At 68.4% G+C, this 20,062-nt stretch carries 14 protein-coding genes; 7 read left to right on the forward strand and 7 right to left on the reverse strand.

The window, feature by feature from the left end; all coding sequences use genetic code 11:
* Positions 1-8 precede the first annotated feature (8 nt).
* Both U4Z31_RS11325 and U4Z31_RS11330 read left to right on the forward strand, forming a co-directional pair.
* A complete protein-coding gene (locus U4Z31_RS11325; RefSeq protein ID WP_321810380.1) occupies positions 9-2,396 on the forward strand; it encodes a CHASE2 domain-containing protein in 2,388 nt (795 codons plus the stop codon).
* A 37-nt stretch (positions 2,397-2,433) separates the two neighbouring features.
* Positions 2,434-3,048, forward strand: a complete 615-nt coding sequence (locus U4Z31_RS11330) for a DUF4136 domain-containing protein (RefSeq protein WP_044846084.1) — start codon at positions 2,434-2,436, stop codon at positions 3,046-3,048.
* Between the two features lie 59 nt (positions 3,049-3,107).
* Here U4Z31_RS11330 and galU read toward each other — a convergent pair whose 3' ends face one another.
* Positions 3,108-3,992: a UTP--glucose-1-phosphate uridylyltransferase GalU gene (gene galU, locus U4Z31_RS11335; RefSeq protein ID WP_044846083.1), complete on the reverse strand. Its 885-nt coding sequence runs from the start codon at positions 3,990-3,992 to the stop codon at positions 3,108-3,110.
* An 87-nt stretch (positions 3,993-4,079) separates the two neighbouring features.
* Positions 4,080-6,947, reverse strand: coding sequence for a valine--tRNA ligase (locus U4Z31_RS11340; protein ID WP_321810381.1), 2,868 nt, complete (start codon positions 6,945-6,947; stop codon positions 4,080-4,082).
* 214 nt (positions 6,948-7,161) lie between these two features.
* On the opposite strand from U4Z31_RS11340, the gene U4Z31_RS11345 reads away from it, so the two are divergent.
* Both U4Z31_RS11345 and U4Z31_RS11350 read left to right on the forward strand, forming a co-directional pair.
* On the forward strand, positions 7,162-9,525 hold the full coding sequence (locus U4Z31_RS11345; RefSeq protein ID WP_321802163.1) for a UvrD-helicase domain-containing protein: 2,364 nt from the start codon (positions 7,162-7,164) through the stop codon (positions 9,523-9,525).
* Complete coding sequence (locus U4Z31_RS11350; RefSeq protein WP_321810382.1) at positions 9,522-10,319, forward strand: 5'-methylthioadenosine/adenosylhomocysteine nucleosidase; 798 nt, start codon at positions 9,522-9,524, stop codon at positions 10,317-10,319. Before U4Z31_RS11345 ends, U4Z31_RS11350 begins: the two co-directional genes overlap by 4 nt.
* A gap of 65 nt (positions 10,320-10,384) precedes the next feature.
* Here the strand turns inward: U4Z31_RS11350 and U4Z31_RS11355 are convergent, their stop codons facing one another.
* Positions 10,385-11,620, reverse strand: a complete 1,236-nt coding sequence (locus U4Z31_RS11355) for an MFS transporter (RefSeq protein ID WP_124488965.1) — start codon at positions 11,618-11,620, stop codon at positions 10,385-10,387.
* Between the two features lie 410 nt (positions 11,621-12,030).
* Between U4Z31_RS11355 and U4Z31_RS11360 the strand changes: the two genes are divergently transcribed.
* On the forward strand, positions 12,031-13,704 hold the full coding sequence (locus U4Z31_RS11360; RefSeq protein ID WP_321810383.1) for a methyl-accepting chemotaxis protein: 1,674 nt from the start codon (positions 12,031-12,033) through the stop codon (positions 13,702-13,704).
* A 23-nt stretch (positions 13,705-13,727) separates the two neighbouring features.
* Here U4Z31_RS11360 and U4Z31_RS11365 read toward each other — a convergent pair whose 3' ends face one another.
* From U4Z31_RS11365 to U4Z31_RS11380, 4 genes are read right to left on the reverse strand one after another with little or no spacing between them, the layout of a single operon-like run.
* Positions 13,728-14,603 (reverse strand): HlyD family secretion protein, encoded by an 876-nt coding sequence (locus U4Z31_RS11365; RefSeq protein ID WP_044846076.1) that lies wholly within the window; start codon positions 14,601-14,603, stop codon positions 13,728-13,730.
* A 12-nt stretch (positions 14,604-14,615) separates the two neighbouring features.
* Complete coding sequence (locus U4Z31_RS11370) at positions 14,616-14,819, reverse strand: DUF1656 domain-containing protein (RefSeq protein ID WP_011351756.1); 204 nt, start codon at positions 14,817-14,819, stop codon at positions 14,616-14,618.
* Positions 14,816-17,017 (reverse strand): FUSC family protein, encoded by a 2,202-nt coding sequence (locus U4Z31_RS11375; protein ID WP_124523052.1) that lies wholly within the window; start codon positions 17,015-17,017, stop codon positions 14,816-14,818. Before U4Z31_RS11375 ends, U4Z31_RS11370 begins: the two co-directional genes overlap by 4 nt.
* 15 nt (positions 17,018-17,032) lie before the next feature.
* Entirely contained in the window at positions 17,033-18,652 is a 1,620-nt protein-coding gene (locus tag U4Z31_RS11380; RefSeq protein ID WP_321810384.1) for an efflux transporter outer membrane subunit, read from the reverse strand.
* A gap of 157 nt (positions 18,653-18,809) precedes the next feature.
* Between U4Z31_RS11380 and U4Z31_RS11385 the strand changes: the two genes are divergently transcribed.
* Both U4Z31_RS11385 and U4Z31_RS11390 read left to right on the forward strand, forming a co-directional pair.
* The gene (locus U4Z31_RS11385; protein WP_321810385.1) at positions 18,810-19,751 is read left to right on the forward strand and encodes a LysR family transcriptional regulator; all 942 of its coding nucleotides are present in this window, start codon (positions 18,810-18,812) and stop codon (positions 19,749-19,751) included.
* A 125-nt stretch (positions 19,752-19,876) separates the two neighbouring features.
* Positions 19,877-20,035, forward strand: coding sequence for a hypothetical protein (locus tag U4Z31_RS11390; RefSeq protein ID WP_170296438.1), 159 nt, complete (start codon positions 19,877-19,879; stop codon positions 20,033-20,035).
* Positions 20,036-20,062: the final 27 nt, after the last annotated feature.

Consider the following 20,062-nt stretch of genomic DNA (forward strand, 5'->3'; position numbering starts at 1 on the left):
CGCGGCGCATGAAAACCGACTCCGTTTCCCCGCGGCGGCGCCTCGGCCGCCGCTTCCTGATCGAGTGGATCGCGATCGGCTGCCTCGGGATCGCGGTGATACTCGCGTGCGCGCTCGGCCGGCTGTCGTCGAGCGTCGACGGGCTGATCTACGACCGGCTGCTGATGCTGCGCAGCCTGCCGCTGTCGCCCGACGTCGTCGTCGTCGACATCGACAACCAGAGCGTGTCCGCACTCGGCCGCTGGCCGTGGCCGCGCAGCGTGCACGCGCGGCTGCTCGACACGCTGGCGCGTGCGCAGCCGGCCGCGGTCGTCTACGACGTGCTGTTTACCGAGCAGTCGCCGGAGGATCGCGCGTTCGCCGACGCGATGGCCCGTGTGCCGACCTTCCTGCCCGTCTTGCTGAGCCCCGAACAGGCGGACGGCACGCGCACCGTCGATCCGCCGGTGGCGGAGCTGTCGGCACGCACGATGGGACTCGGCCACATCAATCTCGAAGTCGATCCCGACGGCATCGTGCGTAGCGTCGCGCTGTTCGAAAGCGACGGCCGCGTGCGCTGGCCGCAGCTGATGGTGCCCGTCTATCGTGCGATCCAGGCCGGCCGGCTGCATCCGGTCGGCGGCACGCCCGGCGCGCAAGCGCACGACCTGTCGCGCGACGCGACCGGCGACGGCCGCTACCTGATCCCGTTCAGCCGCAACACGCCCGCGTATCCGACGCTGTCGTTCGACGACGTGCTCGAAGGGCGCGTGAAACCCGACGCACTGCGCGGCAAGATCGTCGTCGTCGGCGTGACGGCGTCGGGCCTCTACGACCGCTTCGCGACGCCGGTGTCGGGCGACTTCGGTCCGCTCGCCGGCGTGTACATCCACGCGAACGTCCTCGACATGCTGACGACCGGCAGCGCGATCCTGCCTGCATCGCGTGCCGGACTCTTCGCCGCATCGCTGCTGCCGCTCGCCGTGCTGCTGGGCGGCTTCCTGATGCTGTCGCCGTGGCGCGCGCTGCTGCTGACGCTGAGCCTGGCCGCGCTGGCCGTCGTCGCGAGCCTGGCGCTGCTGTTCGAGGCGCGCATATGGCTATCGCCCGCGCCGGCCATCTTCGGGCTGGTCGCCGTCTACCCGATCTGGAACTGGCGGCGCCTGGAAATGACGATGTCGTACCTGCGCCGCGAGCTGCAGCGGCTCGCCGATGAGCCGCACCTGCTGCCCGAGGCACCGCGCACGCGCAGCGTCGGCGGCGACGTGCTCGAACGGCAGATGGCGCTGATGGCGCAGGCCGCGCAGCGCGTGCAGGACATGAAGCGCTTCGTGTGGGACAGCCTCGACAGCATGCCGGAGCCGATCTTCGTCACCGACCTGGCCGGCACCGTGCTGATCGCGAACCATGCGGCGAAGCGCTACGGTTCGCGGCTCGCGCTGCCGGTGCCGGAAGGGCGGCCGCTGCGCGCCGCGCTCGGCGAGCTGACCTTCATGAAGACCGTCGACGGCAACGCCGAACACGACGTCACGATCCGCGCACACTGGCCGGACGCGCTCGACCCGACGCTCGGGGCCGAAGACGAAGCGATGGCGCGCGGCATCGAGGTGCGCGATCGCGACGGGCTCGACCATCTGTTACGCTACGCCCCGTGTACGAACGCGCAGGGCCACGTGACGGGCTGGATCGCCGGTCTGGTCGACGTGACCGAGCTGCACGCGGCCGAGCGGCAGCGCGAGGAGGCGCTGCACCTGCTGTCGCACGACATGCGCTCGCCGCAGTCGTCGATCCTCGCGCTCGTCGAGATCGAGCGCGATCGCGTCGAAACCGACGCGATGCGCGGGCTGCTCGCGCGGATCGAGCGCTATGCGCACCGTGCGCTGTCGCTCGCCGACGAGTTCGTGCAGCTGGCGCGCGCGGAGTCGCAGGCGTACCAGCTCGAACCGACGAGCCTGGTCGACGTGCTGATCGACGCGAGCGACGAAGTCTGGCCGCAGGCGCAGGCAAAGCGCATCCGCATCGAGACCGACGCCGGGGCCGACATGTGCTGGACGCGCGCCGACCGCTCGCTGATCACGCGTGCGTTCGTCAACCTGCTGAACAACGCAGTCAAATACAGTCCGTCCGACACGGTGATCGCGTGTACGCTGTCGGTCGAGCATGCATCGAAGCGGATCTTCTGTACGATTCGCGATCAGGGGTACGGCATCGCGCCGGAAGATCTGCAGCATCTGTTCGAGCGTTTCAAGCGGTTCCATGCCGGCGAGCGGCCCGAAATCTCGGGCTCCGGGCTCGGCATGGCATTCGTGAAGACGGTCGTCACGCGCCACGGCGGCAGCGTGACGGTCGACAGCGAAGTGGGTGTCGGCACCGCGGTGACGGTGTCGCTGCCCGCGATCGACGAGCCGTCCGCCTGACAGGGCCGGGCACGACGGCAGGCATTTGGGGGAAGTCATGAGAAAGGAATGGGCAGCGGCCGCGCTGGCGGCGTCGCTGTTGACGGGTTGCGCCGGCGTCACGACCGGCGTGAGCGCGCTCGGGCAGCCGAATGCGTTCGCATCCGGTGCGCACGGCTACGATTTCGTTCGCACGGCCGCTCAGGCCGACGATGCCGAATACCGGCAGATCGAGACGCTCGTGCACGACGAGCTCGCGCAGCGCGGCTTCGACGCGCAGCCTGGCCAGGCCGCGCGCTACCGGCTGTCGATCGCGTATGCGACGCAGCCGGCGTCGGTCGCGGCGACGGCCGACCAGTGCGGCGCGGCAAGCAGCGCGTGCGTGACCGTCGACGGACCGGCGCCGTTCGCGCTGCCGTTCGCGGGCAAGGTGTACCGCCACGTGCTGACGCTGCGTTTCGTCGATGCGAAGACGGGCGTCGACGTCTATCGCGTGTCGGCGTCGCTGCGCGATCGCGATGCGCTCACGCAGCAGGCCGCGCCGACGCTCGTGAAGAGCGCGCTCGCGAAGCTGCCGTTCGAGCAGGGTGACGGCTGGCTCGTGAAGACGAAAAAAGACGACGCGGGCGCAATGCCGGGCGTCGTCTCGGTGAAGCCGGCCGTCACGCGCTGACGCGCCGGCCGTGACGCGAGGGCGGCCCGCCGGGGAGGCGAGGCCGGCCCGTGCCGCGTTCAGGCAGCCGGTTGCCCGTTGCCGCGCGCGCGCAGGTACGCGTCGAAGTCGGTGCCGACTTCCGGGTGGCGCAGCGCGAACTCGACCGTCGCCTTCAGGTAGCCGAGCTTGCTGCCGCAGTCATAGCGCGTGCCCTGGTACTTGTAGGCCAGCACTTGTTCGTCGGCGAGCAGCGCCTGGATCGCGTCGGTGAGCTGCAGCTCGCCGCCCGCGCCCGGCTTCAGCGCACGCAGGTGTTCGAAGATCCGCGGCTTCAGGATGTAGCGGCCGACCACGCCGAGGTTCGACGGCGCGACTTCCGGCTCCGGTTTCTCGACGATCGCCGACATCTTGACGATCGACTCCTCCCACTCCTTGCCGTCGACGATGCCGTACGACTTCGTCTCCGACGGCGGGATCTCTTCCACGCCGATCACCGAGCTGTGATAGTGGTCGAACACGTCGACCATCTGCTTCATCACGGGCGGGTTGCCGTCGAGCAGGTCGTCGGCGAGGATCACGGCGAACGGATTGTCGGCGACGAGCTTCTCCGCGCACAGCACCGCATGGCCGAGGCCGAGCGCTTCCGGCTGGCGCACGTAGAAGCAGTCGACATGGCTCGGCTTGATGCTGCGCACGAGCTCGAGCAGCTTCTCCTTGCCGCGCGCCTCGAGTTCGGCCTCGACCTCGTACGACTTGTCGAAGTGATCCTCGATCGCGCGCTTGCTGCGCCCGGTCACGAAGATCATCTCGGTGATGCCCGCGGCGATCGCTTCCTCGACCGCGTACTGGATCAGCGGCTTGTCGACGACGGGCAGCATTTCCTTCGGGCTCGCCTTCGTTGCCGGGAGGAACCGCGTGCCGAGACCGGCAACGGGGAATACCGCCTTGGTGACTTTCAACATGATCGAACCTTTATTCCTGTAATCGACTTGTCAGACAGCCTATGTTCACGTTCTGATTATAGTGAACGCAAACGACCTTACCGTTTGTTACGCAGGCAACCGATCGAGCTGAGCGCGCAGTTTTTCGAGCGTGCTCTGGAATTCGGCGACGCGCTTCTGCTCCTGCTCGACCACGGCCGGCGGGGCTTTCGCGACGAACGCCTCGTTGCCGAGCTTCGCATTGCACTTCGCGATCTCGCCCGTCAGGCGCGCGATTTCCTTCGACAGGCGCTCGCGTTCGGCCGCGACGTCGATTTCCACCTTCAGCACCAGCTTGTTCGGGCCCACGATCGCGATCGGCGCGCCGTGCGCTTCCTTGTCGAGGGTCGCTTCGTCGGCCAGGATCTGCACTTCCGACAGGCGCGCGAGCGCCTGCACGTACGGCGCGAACGAGCGCAGGCGCTCGGCATCGCCGGCCGCGAGCAGCGGCACCTTGGTCGCCGGCGACAGGTTCATCTCGCCGCGCAGGTTGCGGCACGCGTCGACGATCGCCTTCAGGTCGGCCGCCCATTGTTCGGACGCCTCGTCGATCTTCTGCAGGTTCGCGACCGGATACGCCTGCGTCATCAGCGACGCTTCGCCCTCGGCCTGGCCTTGCGGATAACGGCCGGCGAGCGGCGCGACCTTCTGCCAGAGCGCTTCGGTGATGAACGGGATGATCGGGTGCGCGAGGCGCAGCACCGTTTCCAGCACGCGCAGCAGCGTGCGCCGCGTCGCGCGCTGCTGTTCCGGCGTGCCGTTCTGGATCTGCACCTTCGCGAGTTCGAGGTACCAGTCGCAGTACTCGTCCCACACGAACTTGTAGATGCTGGTCGCGATGTTGTCGAAGCGGTAATCGGCGAAGCCCTTCGCGATGTCGGCCTCGGTGCGCTGCAGGAGCGACACGATCCAGCGGTCGGCCGCCGAGAAGTCGAGGTAGCCGCCGGGGCCGCAGTCGCCCGCGCCGCACACTTCCGGTTTGTCGGCGCCGCAGTCGTGGCCTTCGCAGTTCATCAGCACGAAGCGCGTCGCGTTCCACAGCTTGTTGCAGAAGTTGCGATAGCCTTCGCAGCGCGCGAGGTCGAAGTTCACGTTGCGGCCGAGCGTCGCCATCGACGCCATCGTGAAGCGCAGCGCGTCGGTGCCGAACGCGGCGATGCCGTCCGGGAATTCCTTGCGCGTCTTCTTCTCGATGGTCGCGGCCTGCTTCGGGTTCATCAGGCCGGTCGTGCGCTTCGCGACCAGCGTCTCGAGGTCGATGCCGTCGACGATGTCGATCGGGTCGAGCGTGTTGCCCTTGCTCTTCGACATCTTCTGGCCTTCCGCGTCGCGCACGAGACCGTGCACGTAGACGGTGTGGAACGGCACCTTGCCGGTGAAGTGCGTCGTCATCATCACCATCCGGGCGACCCAGAAGAAGATGATGTCGAAGCCGGTGACGAGCACCGACGACGGCAGGAAGTGCTGCAGTTCAGGCGTTTCGTTCGGCCAGCCGAGCGACGAGAACGGCACGAGCGCCGACGAGAACCACGTGTCGAGCACGTCCTCGTCGCGCTTCAGCGCGCCGGTGTAGCCCTTCGCGGCGGCCTGCGCGCGCGCCTCTTCCTCGTCGCGCGCGACGAACACCTCGCCGTTCTCGCCGTACCACGCGGGAATCTGGTGGCCCCACCAGAGCTGGCGCGAGATGCACCAGTCCTGGATGTTCTCGAGCCACTGGTAGTAGGTGGTCGTCCAGTTTTCCGGCACGAACTTGATCTGGCCGCTGCGCACGACGTCGAGCGACGTTTCGGTGATCGACTTGCCCGGGTTGAACGTGCCTTCCGGCGCCGGCTTCGTCATCGCGACGAACCACTGGTCGGTCAGCATCGGCTCGATCACGACGCCCGTGCGGTCGCCGCGCGGCACCATCAGCTTGTGCGGCTTCACGGAGTCGAGGAAGCCCTCCGCGTCGAGATCGGCGACGATCGCCTTGCGCGCGTCGAAGCGGTCGAGGCCGCGATACTGCTCGGGGCCGTTGTCGTTGATCTTCGCGTCGAGCGTGAGGATCTCGATCGGCGCGAGGTTGTGGCGCAGGCCGACCTGGTAGTCGTTGAAGTCGTGCGCGGGCGTGACCTTCACGACGCCCGTGCCGAACTCGCGGTCGACGTAGTCGTCGGCGATCACCGGGATCTCGCGGCCCGTCAGCGGCAGCGTGACGAGCTTGCCGATCAGGTGCGCGTAGCGCTCGTCTTCCGGGTGGACCATCAGCGCGACGTCGCCGAGCATCGTTTCCGGACGCGTGGTCGCGACGGTCAGCGAGCCCGAACCGTCGACGAGCGGGTAGCGGATGTGCCACAGGTGGCCGTTTTCCTCCTCGCTCGCGACTTCGAGGTCCGACACCGCGGTGAGCAGCACCGGATCCCAGTTCACGAGGCGCTTGCCGCGGTAGATCAGGCCCTGTTCGTACAGCGTGACGAACACGTCGCGCACGGCGGCCGACATCTTGTCGTCCATCGTGAAATATTCGCGCGACCAGTCGGTCGACGCGCCGAGGCGGCGCACCTGGCCCGTGATCGTCGAGCCGGACTGCTGCTTCCACTCCCACACGCGCTCGACGAACTTCTCGCGGCCGAGGTCATGGCGCGATACGCCCTGCGCGTCGAGCTGGCGCTCGACGACGATCTGGGTCGCGATCCCCGCGTGGTCGGTGCCGGGCACCCACAGCGTGTTCTCGCCGAGCATCCGGTGGTAGCGGGCGAGGCCGTCCATGATCGTCTGGTTGAACGCGTGGCCCATGTGCAGCGTGCCGGTGACGTTCGGCGGCGGCAGCTGGATCGCGAAATCGGGACGCGCCGGGTCGAATGCCGGGGCGGCATAGCCGCGTTTTTCCCACTCCGGCCCCCATTGGGACTCGATGGTGTGGGGCTCGAAACTCTTCGCAAGCGTGCTGTCGCTCATGGTTGGAAATCTGCCGAAAAATGCGTGAATTGGATGCCGAATCTGACAATTATAAATGGATGCACATCGGCCAGCCATCGCTTGCCCGCGCGGGCGCGTCGCAAGGGGCGCGCAGCGCGGGCGACGGCCCGCGGCACAACTGATCGGAAACGGCATCGCGCGGCCGACTTATAATGGCGGGTCCGCATTTTTCTCGCACGTCCGCTGCCGCTCCATGCCCGATCTGCTCGCCAATCTGAACCCTGAACAATACGCCGCCGTCACGCTGCCGAACGAACCGGCGCTGATCCTCGCGGGGGCGGGCAGCGGCAAGACCCGCGTGCTGATCACACGTATCGCGTGGCTGATCCAGCAGGGCTACGCATCGCCGGCCACCGTGCTCGCCGTCACCTTCACGAACAAGGCCGCGCGCGAGATGATGGCGCGGCTGTCGGCGATGATGCCGATCGACACGCGCGGGATGTGGATCGGCACGTTCCACGGGCTGTGCAACCGGATGCTGCGCACGCACTGGCGCGACGCCGGCCTGCCGCAGACCTTCCAGATCCTCGACACGGCCGACCAGCTGTCGGCGATCAAGCGGCTGATGAAGGCGGCGAACGTCGACGACGAGAAATACCCGCCGAAGAACGTCCAGTACTTCATCAACAACGCGAAGGAGCAGGGGCTGCGACCCGACAAGGTCGACGCGTCCGACAACTTCAACCGCAAGTTCGTCGAGCTGTACCAGGCGTACGACCAGCAGTGCCAGCGCGAGGGCGTCGTCGATTTCCCCGAGCTGCTGCTGCGCTGCTACGAGCTGCTCGCGTACAACGCGCCGCTGCGCGCGCACTACCAGGCGCGTTTCAGGCACATCCTCGTCGACGAGTTCCAGGACACCAACAAGCTGCAGTACGCGTGGCTCAAGATGCTCGCGGGCGGCGAGAACGCGATCTTCGCGGTCGGCGACGACGACCAGTCGATCTACGCGTTCCGCGGCGCGAACGTCGGCAACATGCGCGACTTCGAAGACGAATTCCGCGTGCGCAACCTGATCAAGCTCGAGCAGAACTACCGGTCGCACGGCAACATCCTCGATGCGGCGAACCAGCTGATCTCGAACAACGCGCATCGCCTCGGCAAGAACCTGCGCACCGACGCCGGCCATGGCGAGCCCGTGCGCGTGTACGAGGCGAGCACGGATGCGCAGGAGGCCGGCTGGATCGTCGAGGAGATCCGCTCGCTGATCAACACCGGGATGTCGCGCAGCGAGGTGGCCGTCCTGTATCGCAGCAACGCGCAGTCGCGCGCGATCGAGCACACGCTGATGACGTCGGGCATCCCGTATCGCGTGTACGGCGGCCTGCGCTTCTTCGAGCGCCAGGAAGTGAAACACGCGCTCGCGTACCTGCGGCTAATCGACAACCCGAACGACGACACCGCGTTCGTGCGTGTCGTGAATTTCCCGACGCGCGGGATCGGCGCGCGCTCGATCGAGCAGCTCGCGGACGCCGCGCGCCTGTACGACTGCTCGATGGCCGCCGCGATTCCGTACGTGACCGGCAAGGCCGGCACGAGCCTCGGCGCATTCGCGACCCTGATCGCGAAGATGCGCGCCGAGACGCAGCAGATGAGCCTGCCTGAGACCGTCGAATACGTCGTGCGCGCGAGCGGCCTCGCCGATTTCTACCAGGGCGAGCGCGAAGGCCAGGACCGCCTCGAGAACCTGCAGGAACTCGTGAACGCGGCCACCGCGTTCGTCAGCGAGGAAGGCTACGGGCTCGACGCACCGGCCCGCTCGATTCCGCTGCGCGCGGGTGCGATCGCGGCGCCGGAGCTCGGCGTGGACGCAGGCGATCCGTCGGTCGACGTGCTCGACCCGGCGCCGCTCGGCGACCCCGCGCAGAATCCCGACACGATGACGCCGCTCGCGGGCTTCCTGTCGCACGCATCGCTCGAAGCCGGCGACAACCAGGCGCAGGCCGGCCAGGACGCGGTGCAACTGATGACGGTGCACGCGGCGAAGGGCCTCGAATTCTCGGCCGTGTTCATCACCGGCCTCGAGGAAGGGCTGTTCCCGCACGAGAACAGCGTGCTCGAATCGGACGGCCTCGAGGAAGAGCGCCGGCTGATGTACGTCGCGATCACGCGCGCGAAGGAGCGGCTCTACCTGTCGTTCGCGCAGAGCCGGATGCTGCACGGCCAGACGCGCTACAACGTGCGCTCGCGCTTCTTCGACGAACTGCCGGAGCACGTGCTGAAGTGGCTCACGCCGAAGGTCGAGGCCGGCTCGCGCTGGGGCGGCCGCTCGGACAACGCCGGCTGGGGGCGCGACTGGTTCGCGCGGCCGGGCGGCGGCAGCCGCGAGCAGGTCGTCGACGCGGCGGTCACCGCGCCGCTGCCGGCCTTCGCGAACAAGCAGCGCGCAGCCGACACCGGTTTCCGCGTCGGCCAGCCGGTCTTCCATACCAAGTTCGGCGAGGGCACGGTCACCGCGCTCGAAGGCAGCGGCGCCGATGCGAAGGCGCAGGTGAAGTTCAAGCGGCACGGCGAGAAGTGGCTCGCGCTGGCGGTCGCGAAACTGCAGGCGGTGGAATGATGAGCATCGACATGGTTGAAACGGTATCGACGCGTCCGCTCGGCATTCTGGCCGCGCTGCCCGAGGAACTCGGCGACCTGATCGCCGCGATGCGCGCCGACGGCGTGATGAAGACGATCACGCTCGGCCGCCGCGATTACCACGTCGGCACCGTGCACGGTGCGGCCTGCGTCGTCACGCTCGCGCGGGTCGGCAAGGTTGCGGCTTCCGCCACCGTCAGTGCGCTGATCCATGTGTTCGGCGTGTCCGGCGTCGTGTTCACCGGTGTCGCCGGCGGCGTGTCGCGCACGGTGCGTATCGGCGACGTCGTCGTCGCCGACACGCTGCTGCAGCACGATCTCGATGCGTCGCCGCTGTTTCCGCGCTACGAGGTGCCGCTGCTCGGCATCACGCGGTTCGCGACCGACGCGGCGCTGACGGCCCGCCTGAAGGCCGCGTGCACGCTGTTCGTCGCCGAGGAGGGCGCACAGTTCGCCGCGCGTTTCGGGCTCGCCGGCGGGACGCTGCATGGCGGGCTGATCATCAGCGGCGACCGCTTCGTGTCGAGCGAGCGGGAAGTCGTCGCGCTGCGCGACGCGCTGCCGGACGCGCTCGCGGTCGAGATGGAAGGCGCGGCGATCGCGCAGGTGTGTGCCGAACACGACGTGCCGTTCGCCATCGTGCGCACGATCTCCGATACGGCCGACGATCACGCGACGCAGTCGTTCTCGCACTTCCTGTCGGCGATCGCGAGCAGCTATTCGTCCGGCATCCTGAAGCGGTTCCTGACGCTGCATGCGACGACGGCGGCCTGAGCCGCCGTCATATTTTCGCTTCAAGCTGATCGACCGGCCGCGGCACCCAAGCCGCGGCCGTTTCGTCACGCCTTCTTGCGCCGGCTGCTTTCGAGGTTCGGCAGGAACACCGTCAGCACGCCGATCAGCGGCAGGAACGAGCACACCTTGTAGACGAACGTGATGCTCGTCGCGTCGGCGAGCTGGCCGAGCACGGCGGCGCCCACGCCGCCCAGGCCGAACGCGAAGCCGAAGAACAGGCCCGCGACCATCCCGACCTTGCCGGGCATCAGCTCCGTCGCATAGACGAGGATCGCGGCGAACGCCGACGCCAGCACGACGCCGATGATCACGCTCAGCACGCTCGTCCAGAACAGGTTCGCGTACGGCAGCAGCAGCGTGAACGGCGCGACGCCGAGGATCGACACCCAGATCACGTACTTGCGGCCGATCCGGTCGCCGACCGGCCCGCCGATCAGCGTGCCGGCCGCGACCGCCGCGAGGAACACGAACAGGTGGATCTGCGCGGCCTGCACCGACAGGTGGAACTTGTCGATCAGGTAGAACGTGAAATAGCTGTTGATGCTCGCGAGATAGAAGTACTTCGAGAACACCAGCAGCACCAGCACGCCGATCGCGGCGAGCACGCGGCCCGGCGACAGCGTCGGATGGCCGGCCGGCGCCGCCTTCTTCTTCATCGACGGATGCTTCTTGTACCAGTGGCCGATCTGCGTGAGCACGACCATCGCGACGAGCGCGGCCGCCGAGAACCACGCGATGCTGTGCTGGCCGTGCGGGATGATCACGAGCGCGGCGAGCAGCGGGCCGAGTGCCGAACCGGCGTTGCCGCCGACCTGGAACAGCGACTGCGCGAGCCCGTGCTGGCCGCCCGACGCCATCCGCGCGACGCGCGACGATTCCGGATGGAACACCGACGAGCCGCAGCCGACCAGCGCCGCCGCCGCCAGCAGCGTCGCGAAGTTCGGCGCGGCCGACATCAGCAGCAGCCCCGCGAGTGTGAAGCCCATCCCGACCGGCAGCGAATACGGCTTCGGCCGCTTGTCCGTGTACAGGCCGACGAGCGGCTGCAGCAGCGACGCGGTGATCTGGTAGGTCAGCGTGATCAGGCCGATCTGCGCGAACGACAGCGCGAACTGGCTCTTGAGCATCGGATAGATCGCGAGGATCAACGACTGGATCATGTCGTTGAGCATGTGCGAGAAGCTGATCGCGCCGAGCACCGGGTAGACGGTACGCGGGGCGCGCGGAGCAGACGGCTGGGCGGCGGCGGTGCCGGCGCCCGTATCGAGGCTGGTTTCCATGTGAGCTGAGCGAGTTGAGGTGACGGGACGCGCTCTGATGGGGATCGGCGCGTTCGAATCGTTGTTGCGTCAAAGAAGTCTAATGTGGCGTATCGAGAATGTCCGGCCAACTTTTGTCGCGATTCGGACATTGCTACGACGATTCGACCCATTGCACCCTTTTTTGGCCGGGTATAACGCTGCGGCGTGTCCGCCTTTCGTCGCGCCGCGCGGGACCGGATCGGTGTTTGTCCGGACTCAAGGCGCGCCGATCGAGGCCGTAGAAGACGCAACGACAACACAGGCGCGCCGCGCCCGGCGCCGGCCACGAGCCGGACGGGTGCAGGACGCGCGGCATGACGGGCCATTGCGTGAATGCCGGCCGCCGGAACCGACCTTTCCGGCGGCACGATCAATACGGGGAAATATCGATGAAAGCAGCTTCATTGCATCCGCGGCCGGTTGCGGCCACAGCCGCGACCGACGCAGCCGCCAGGCCCGCCTCGCGGCACGCGCGCGCAGCCCGGCACGAACGCCGGACGTGGACCGTAAAAGCGACGTTGCGCGCCGCGTTCGCGATCCTGCTGGCCGGCACGCTCGCGATCGGCGTGTTCTCGCTGTGGCAGATCAGCCGGCTCAACGCGTCGATTGCGTCGGTCTACGAGCAGGGGCACGTCGCGAGCCGCGCGGCGGAGGAAGTGCGCGCCGAGGTGCTGCGCGCGAGCCGCGCGCAGAAGATGCTGCTGACCGCCACCACCGCGAAGGAACGCGACGACCTGGGCGCCGAAGTCGGCGCGGGGCTCGCGTCGATCGGCCAGGCGCTCGCGACGCTGCAGCATTACGCGGATCCGGCCGATGCGGACGATTCCGCACGACTGCGCGCGTTCTCGCTGGCGGTCGGCACGTGGAGCGGCCATCTGCGCGATTTCGTCGCGCTCGTGCAGGCGCAGCCGCTCGACCTGTCGCAGATGAACTGGCAGGTCGGCACGCAGGACGTGTCGCTGCTGGTCGAGACCGGCAAGCTCGAGAAGCTCGTCGCGATGCTCGTGAAGACGCGCGGCGCGAAGTCGAAGGCGACGCTCGATGCATCCGCAACGATCTTCTCGTCGTCGTTCGCGATGATCGCGGCGATGACGGCCGCGCTGATCATGCTGGCGATCGCGATCGCCGAGCGGGTCGTGCGCCGCCTCGCGTCGCAGCTCGGCGGCGAGCCTGCGGAGGCGAAGGCGATCGCCGCCGACATCGCGCGCGGCGACCTGACGCGGCCGATTCCGCTCGGCCGGCACGACCGCGACAGCATGGTGCGCGCGCTGTCCGACATGCAGTCCGGGCTTGCGGCGACCGTCGGCGAGATCGCCGTCAGCGCCGAGGCGATCGCGGCCGCGTCCGGCGAGATCTCGACCGGCAACCTCGACCTGTCGCGGCGCACCGAGCAGCAGGCCGTCGCGCTCGAGCGCACCGCGGCCAGCATGGAAGAGCTCACGTCGACCGTGCGGCAGAATGCCGAGAACGCGCGTCAGGCGAGCGCGCTCGCGGCCAATGCGTCGGCCGTCGCGGAGGCGGGCGGCGAAGTCGTCGGCCGCGTGGTCGCGACGATGAGCGAGATCGACGACAGCGCGAAGAACATTCGCGACATCATCGGCACGATCGAGGGGATCGCGTTCCAGACCAACATTCTCGCGTTGAACGCGGCGGTGGAGGCGGCGCGCGCGGGTGAGCAGGGGCGCGGTTTTTCGGTGGTCGCGGGCGAGGTGCGGCTGCTCGCGCAGCGCGCGGCGACCGCGGCGAAGGAGATCCGTGCGCTGATCGGCGCGTCGGTCGAGCGCGTCGCGAACGGCGCGGCGCTCGCGCGCGATGCGGGCAGCACGATGGACGACGTGGTGCGGGCGGTCAAGCGCGTGACCGACATCATCGGCGAGATCTCGGCGGCGTCGGACGAGCAGAGCGCCGGGATCGACGAGATCGGCCGCGCGGTCACGCAGATGGATGCCGGCACGCAGCAGAACGCCGCGCTCGTCGAGCAGGCCGCCGCCGCGGCGAATGCGCTCGACGAACAGGCGCAGGCGCTCAAGTCGCTGGTCGGACGCTTTCGCATCGCGGCGTAGGCGTCCGGCCGGCAGGTCGGCGCTTACGACTTCTTCCGCTGGTCCGGATCGATGATGACCGTGCAGGTCGTGCCCGCCGACAGCACCACGTCGGCCGGCACCTCGTCGATGCGGATGCGCACCGGCACGCGCTGCGCGAGGCGCACCCAGTTGAAGGTCGGGTTCACGTCCGCGACGAGGTCGCGGCTTTGCGGGTTGTCGCGATCGTAGATGCCGCGCGAAATGCTCTCGACGTGGCCCTTCATCACGCCGCCGCTCATCAGCCGCATCTCGGCCGGCGCGCCGACCTTCACGCGCGGCAGCTTGGTTTCCTCGAAGTAGCCGTAGACCCAGAACGAATGGCTGTCGACGATCGCGAGCTTCGCCTGGCCGGCCACCGCGTAGTTGCCCTTGAACGTCTGCAGGTTCGTGATGTAGCCGTCGACCGGTGCGACCACGCGCGTGCGTTCGAGGTTGAGCTTCGCGGCGTCGAGCGCGGCGATCGCCTGCTGGTACTGCGCATCGGCGCTCGACGCGCTGTGCGCCGCGTTCTCGCGGTTTTCCTTCGACACGACGAGCGCGTCGAGGTCGGCACGACGGGCCGCGTCGTCGCGGCGCATCTGCAGTTCCGCGCGGCGGGCGGCGACGGCCGCCTGCGCCTGCTCGACCGCGATCTGGTAGTGCGACGGGTCGATCTGCATGATCAGGTCGCCCTTTTTCACGAGCTGGTTGTCATGCACGGGCAGCTCGACGATCGCGCCCGACACGTCCGGCGCGACGTTGACGATCTCGGCACGGACGCGGCCGTCGCGCGTCCAGGGATCGTCCATGTAGTGCACCCAGAGCGAGCGCCCGATCAGGATCGCGACGAGAAGGATGATGGCGGTCGCGACGAAGCCGAAGAGTTTTCTGAGAATCATGATGGTTCGGAATCAACGGTAAACGGCAAGACTCAGTCCGCCGCAAATGCAGACGAGAAGGCACGCGCGAAACAGCGACGGGTGCCAGACGAGACGGTAGAGGCCCGTGTAGGCGAGCAGGCGGTCGACGGCCCAGGTCGCGAGCGCGCCCAGGACGAACATCAGGACCACCGTGGGCATGTAGGCATCGAGAATGGCGATTTCACGCGGCATCATGACGAGGCTCCTTGTTGGGGACGCACGGGGCGGTTGCGGTTGAGCGGCTCGAGCGGCGATTCCGGATCGAGCAGCGCCGTGCGTACGAAATGCAGATGGCTCAGGATGCGTTGCAGCCGGTGGCGCTCCTCGCGCGACGGCGTGAACGCATCGAGCGTTTGCCGGGTCGCGTCGATCGCGGCGTTGACCGCGGCGAGCGCCGCGTCGAAGCGCGCCGCGTCCGGCTTGCGGAACAGTGCGGACAGTGCGGCGCGCAGCGTCTCGATCGCGCGGCGCCACGGTGTCGTCGGCGCATAGCGCGGGTCGGACGGCAGCGTCGCCAGCTCCGCGCGCAGGTCCAGCGCGGCATTGCCCGTTTCCAGCACCGCGAACATCCAGCGCAGCGCGTCGCGCTGCACGTCGGGCTGGTCGGCCGACAGCGTGTGCGCCTGGTACATCAGGTCGCGCGCGCCGCTCTCGAAGCGCGTGCGCAAGCCGGCGAGCCGTGCGTGGCACGCCGCGACCACCTGGTGGCGCAGGTCGGCGAACAGCCGCTTCTTGTGCCACGGCGCGGTCGGCGGGAACAGCACCGCGAACGCGATCGCCGAGACCAGCATCGACAGCACCAGCGCGAGCGCGTCGTTCATGAAGCTCGTCGGGTCGTAGTGCGTGATGTTGTCGGGGCCGGCGAGGAAGCTGAAGAAGATCAGGTAGCCCATCCCGTAGCCGGCGAGCTTCGGCTTCAGCGTCATGAAGATGCCGATCGCGAGCAGCGGCGCGAGGGCCACGCACAGCAGCGGGAAGCCGTCGATGTGCGGGTAGATGCCGAACGTCAGCAGGAAGCCCGTGCAGACGGCCAGTGCGGTACCCATGCCCATCTGTGCGGACATCGCGGTCGGGCGCGGCGTCGACGACGCGAGCGCGCAGGTGGCCGCCGCCGTCAGCGTCAGCGTCACGCCGCTCGGCCACGCGGTCGCGATCCAGAACGCGCCGAGCACGAGGATCACGGTCGCGGTGCGAATCGCGGCGATCACCATCGCCGTCAGGTTGGTGCGCGGCTCGTAGCGCTCGATCCAGCGCTCGCGCTCGTGCGTCGCGGTCGACAGCGACGCGTAGGTCGCCGCGTATTCGTGCAGGTCCGTGATGAAGCGGTACAGCAGCTCGGTGGCCGTGTCGAAGTCGAGCAGCGGGAAATCCGGCTGCGTCTCGAGCGCGGCGCGCGTCGCGCGGATGCGGCGCGGCAGCGCGTCGCGCCACGCGAGCAGCTGTTCGGCGGCGAGCGCGGCGTCGGCCGACGAGCGCACCGGCTCGCCGTTGCGCGTCAGAAGCGGCGCGATTTCGCGGAAGTACGGCTCGATCGCATCGATCGCGGCCTGCGCGCCGGCCGCGCGCAGCCGGTTCATCAGCTGGTGCAGCGCGTGGAAGCGGCTCGATACGCTCATGAACTCGCTGTTCAGGCGCGCGAGACGGCCGCTGCGCATCCGCGTGTCCGGATCCTCGAACACGGCCATGCTGCGCGCCGCTTCGAAGCCGACCACGTCCGCGACGAAGCGCGTATGGATGGTCTCGATGTGCGCGCGGTCGAGCTGGCCCGACAGTGCCGCCGCGACGTAGTCGACGAAGCTGCTGAAGCGCTTGCGCACCGTCGTGCGCATCTGCTCGCCGGTGTACTGCGGAAACACCAGCGCGCTGACGACGCCTGCCGACACGATCCCGACCATGATCTCTGCGACCCGCGTCATCGCGCTCATGAACGCGCCGTCGGGGTGTTGCGACGCCGGCAGCCCGATCAGCGCGGTCGTGTAACCGGCGAGCAGGAAGCCGTAGCTGCGGAAATTGCGGTTGCGCGCGGCACCGGCCGTGCACAGCGCGACCCACAGCGCGACGGCCAAGAGGAACAGCTGCGGCTGCTGCGGGAACAGCCCGACGAACGTGAGCGTCGCGATCAGCCCGAAGATCGTGCCGGCGACCCGGTAGAAACTCTTCGCGAGCACCGCGCCGCTTTGCGGCTGCATCACGATGAACACCGTGGTCATCGCCGTCTTCGGGGCCGGCAGGTCGAGCCGCATCGACACGCCGGTCGCGATGAACGCGGCGAGCAGCGCCTTGAACAGGTAGAGCCACGCGGCGCCGTCGCTGCGGGCCCAGTCGCCGAAGGCGGCGTACCAGGCCGCGAGCGCGCCGCCGGCGTGCGTGGAAGCGGGGGAGGAGGCTGACATGACGGTCGCTCCGCGTTACCGTGCGGCCGGCGTGGCGGCCGCACCGGCCGAACCGGCCGTCGCGACCTGCGCGGGGCGCGCGGCGGCCGCGGCGGGTTTCGCACCCGATGCGGCGGCCGGCGCGGCGGCCCCCGCGGCGGACGCGTCGCGGGCCGGATGACCGCCCCGAACGTCCGCATCTGTCTGCGTCTGCGCCTCCGTCTCGACGCCGCCGCCGAGCGCGGCCATCAACTGTGCGTGCGCGGCGAGGCGTTCCGCGTCGATGCGGGCGGCCGTCTCCTGCGCGCGCAGCAACTGCTGCTGCGCGACGAGCACGTTCACGTAATCGGTCAGCCCGCGGCGGAAGCCTTCGCGCGACAGCTGGTAACTGCGGTCGTTGGCGGCCACCGAGCGCGCGGCGTCCTTCTTCTGCGTGTCGAGCGAGCGGATCCGCACGACCTGGTCGGCGATGTCCTTGAGCGCGCCGACGACCGTCTGGTTGTAGCGTTCGACCGCCTGGTCGTAGCCGGCATCGGCCGCGCCGAGTTGCGCGCGCAGCCGGCCGCCTTCGAAGATCGGCAGCGACAGCGCTGGGCCGGCCGTCCAGCCGCCGTTCATCGCGCGCAGGAAGTCGGTGAACGGCGCGGTCACGCCGAAGCCGCCGACCGTCGCGAGCAGGTCGATGTTCGGGTAGAACGCGGCTTTCGCGACATCGATGCCGCGAGCCTGCGCGTCGACCGTCCAGCGGGCCGCGACGACGTCCGGGCGGCGCCCGAGCAGGTCGGCCGGCAGCGCGGACGGCAGGCCGGCCGGCGCATCGAGCGACAGGCTCGGCCGCTTGATCGCGTCGCCGGCGCCCGGGCCCTTGCCCGCGAGCGCGGCGAGCTGGTGGCGCGCGAGCTGGATCGCTTCTTCGTAGCTGTCGATCTGGCGCTCGTAGTCGGGCAGCGTCGATTCGGCCTGGCTGACTTCGAGCTGCGTGCCGAGGCCGGCCTGCAGGCGCTTGCGCGCGAGATCGGCCAGCGAGCGCTGGCGTTCGAACGTTTCGTGCGCAAGGTCGAGCAGCGCGTAGTTCATCGACATGCCGACATACGCGCGCACGACGTTGACCTCGAGCTCGAGCTTCGCCGCCCGTGCGTCGGCCGCGGTCGCATGCGCGGTGTCGAGCGCGCGCTCGGTCGCGTTCTTGTCCTTGCCCCACAGGTCGAGGTGGTACGACAGGCCGAGCGTGCCGGTGTTGTTCCAGGTGTCGGTGTCGGCGAGCGGCCCCGGGCCGTAGTAGACGTTGTCCGGCCAGTGCTGGCGCATCAGCGACAGATTGCCGTTGATCTGCGGCAGTTCCGCCGAGCGCGCCACGCGCGCCATCGCCTGCGCTTCGCGCACGCGCGCCTCGGCGGCCGCCAGGCTCGGGTTGCCGGCCTGCGCGGCGGCAATCCACGCATCGAGCTGCGGATCGCGGTACGCGCGCCACCAGTCGGACGCGGGCCAGCCCGCATCGTGGTCCGCCGCGCGGATCGCGGCACCGGCGTCGAGCGTGTTCGCTTCGATGCGGGCGGACTGCGGCTTGTTGTCGCCCATGCTCGCGCATCCGGCCATTATTAATGAGACTGCAAGAACCGCCAGTGCCAGCGTCCCTTTTGTTGCCGGAGACCGCACGATTTTCTCCCTTTCGGATATAGATGAGTCGGATGCGATTATATTTTTCAGTGATTCCTGAATAAATGGACAACGGTGCAAGTCATTTTTACGAATCCTGAGATAATATTTGTTGGCCCCTGTGCAACAATCCCTCCGGATTCATACGGGTAATGGGATGGATACGTTACAAAACATGCGGGTCTTCGTCCGCGTGGTCGACGCGGGCAGCTTTACCGCGGCCGCCCAGCAGATGAATTCGACCACCGCCTATGCGTCGCGCGCCGTGTCGGATCTCGAGGCGCACCTGCGCACGCGCCTCCTGAACCGGACGACACGCCGGATCGCGCTGACCGAAGCGGGCGAGCGCTACCTGCAGCGCTGCGAGCAGATCCTCGCGTACGTCGACCAGGCCGAAGCCGAAGCGGGCGATGCGCACGCGCGGCCGTCGGGCAAGCTGAAGGTGCATTGCTTCACGAGCCTCGGGCAGCACTATCTGGTGCCGGCCATCGCGCGCTATCGGCAGCGCTATCCGGACGTGCACGTCGAGCTGACGCTCGCGCAGCGCATGCCCGACCTGCTCGACGAGGGGTACGACGTCGCGATCGTGGTCGGCCGCGACCTGCCGGATTCGGGGCTCGTGTCGCAGCGGCTTGGCGAGAGCTACAGCGTCGTGTGCGCGTCGCCGGGCTATATCGACGCGCACGGCGTGCCGCAGACCCCGGCCGATCTCGAGCAGCACGTCTGTCTCGGGATGGTCGCGCCCGGTTTTCATTTCGACGAGTGGTCGCTGTCGGGGCCGCGCGGCGACGAAGTGGTTCCGGTCACGGCGCCGCCGTTCCGCGTGAACGTCGCCGAGGCGCTCGCGGTGGCCGTGCGGGAAGGGATGGGAATCGGCGGGTTGCCGCTCTATTCGGCGATCGGCGGGCTGCGCAGCGGACACATCGTGCGCGTGATGCCCGAATACCGGTCGCACGTGATGAACATCTACGCGCTGTATCCGTCGCGCCAGTACCTCGACGCGAAAATCCGCACCTGGGTCGATTTCCTGCGCGACGAGCTGCCGGTCACGCTGGAAGCCGACGAAGCCGCGCTCGCGCAGTTCACGGCTGCGACATGAGCGCGCGGTCGAGTGCAATCTGACGAGATTTGTCCTTCACGCAACATTTTTTTACCAACGGACCGCGGACAGTTTGATACTGTTTCAATCATCGAGATTTGGAACTGCCCACACCCGGAGTCGCAATGGATACGCAATTGATGATCGGCCTTGGAGTTTTGCTTGGTGCGGCTGCTGCCGCCGCGGCGACGCGCGATCTGCTGCGCGCGATGAAGGCACGGATGAAGCCGGTGCCGGTGCGGGTGCGCCCGTCGTCGAACGGCTCGCGCCGCGCCGATCGCTGATCGGGCGGCCTTTCAGCTCGGGGAGGG

The sequence above is a fragment of the Burkholderia sp. BCC1985 genome (assembly GCF_905339915.1).
Taxonomy (GTDB): domain Bacteria; phylum Pseudomonadota; class Gammaproteobacteria; order Burkholderiales; family Burkholderiaceae; genus Burkholderia.

Coding starts and splice junctions, on each gene's coding strand:
- U4Z31_RS11325 (WP_321810380.1), top strand. CDS start 9: ATGAAAACCGACTCCGTTTCCCCGCGGCGGCGCCTCGGCCGCCGCTTC.
- U4Z31_RS11330 (WP_044846084.1), top strand. CDS start 2,434: ATGAGAAAGGAATGGGCAGCGGCCGCGCTGGCGGCGTCGCTGTTGACG.
- galU (WP_044846083.1), bottom strand. CDS start 3,992: ATGTTGAAAGTCACCAAGGCGGTATTCCCCGTTGCCGGTCTCGGCACG.
- U4Z31_RS11340 (WP_321810381.1), bottom strand. CDS start 6,947: ATGAGCGACAGCACGCTTGCGAAGAGTTTCGAGCCCCACACCATCGAG.
- U4Z31_RS11345 (WP_321802163.1), top strand. CDS start 7,162: ATGCCCGATCTGCTCGCCAATCTGAACCCTGAACAATACGCCGCCGTC.
- U4Z31_RS11350 (WP_321810382.1), top strand. CDS start 9,522: ATGATGAGCATCGACATGGTTGAAACGGTATCGACGCGTCCGCTCGGC.
- U4Z31_RS11355 (WP_124488965.1), bottom strand. CDS start 11,620: ATGGAAACCAGCCTCGATACGGGCGCCGGCACCGCCGCCGCCCAGCCG.
- U4Z31_RS11360 (WP_321810383.1), top strand. CDS start 12,031: ATGAAAGCAGCTTCATTGCATCCGCGGCCGGTTGCGGCCACAGCCGCG.
- U4Z31_RS11365 (WP_044846076.1), bottom strand. CDS start 14,603: ATGATTCTCAGAAAACTCTTCGGCTTCGTCGCGACCGCCATCATCCTT.
- U4Z31_RS11370 (WP_011351756.1), bottom strand. CDS start 14,819: ATGATGCCGCGTGAAATCGCCATTCTCGATGCCTACATGCCCACGGTG.
- U4Z31_RS11375 (WP_124523052.1), bottom strand. CDS start 17,017: ATGTCAGCCTCCTCCCCCGCTTCCACGCACGCCGGCGGCGCGCTCGCG.
- U4Z31_RS11385 (WP_321810385.1), top strand. CDS start 18,810: ATGGATACGTTACAAAACATGCGGGTCTTCGTCCGCGTGGTCGACGCG.
- U4Z31_RS11390 (WP_170296438.1), top strand. CDS start 19,877: ATGGATACGCAATTGATGATCGGCCTTGGAGTTTTGCTTGGTGCGGCT.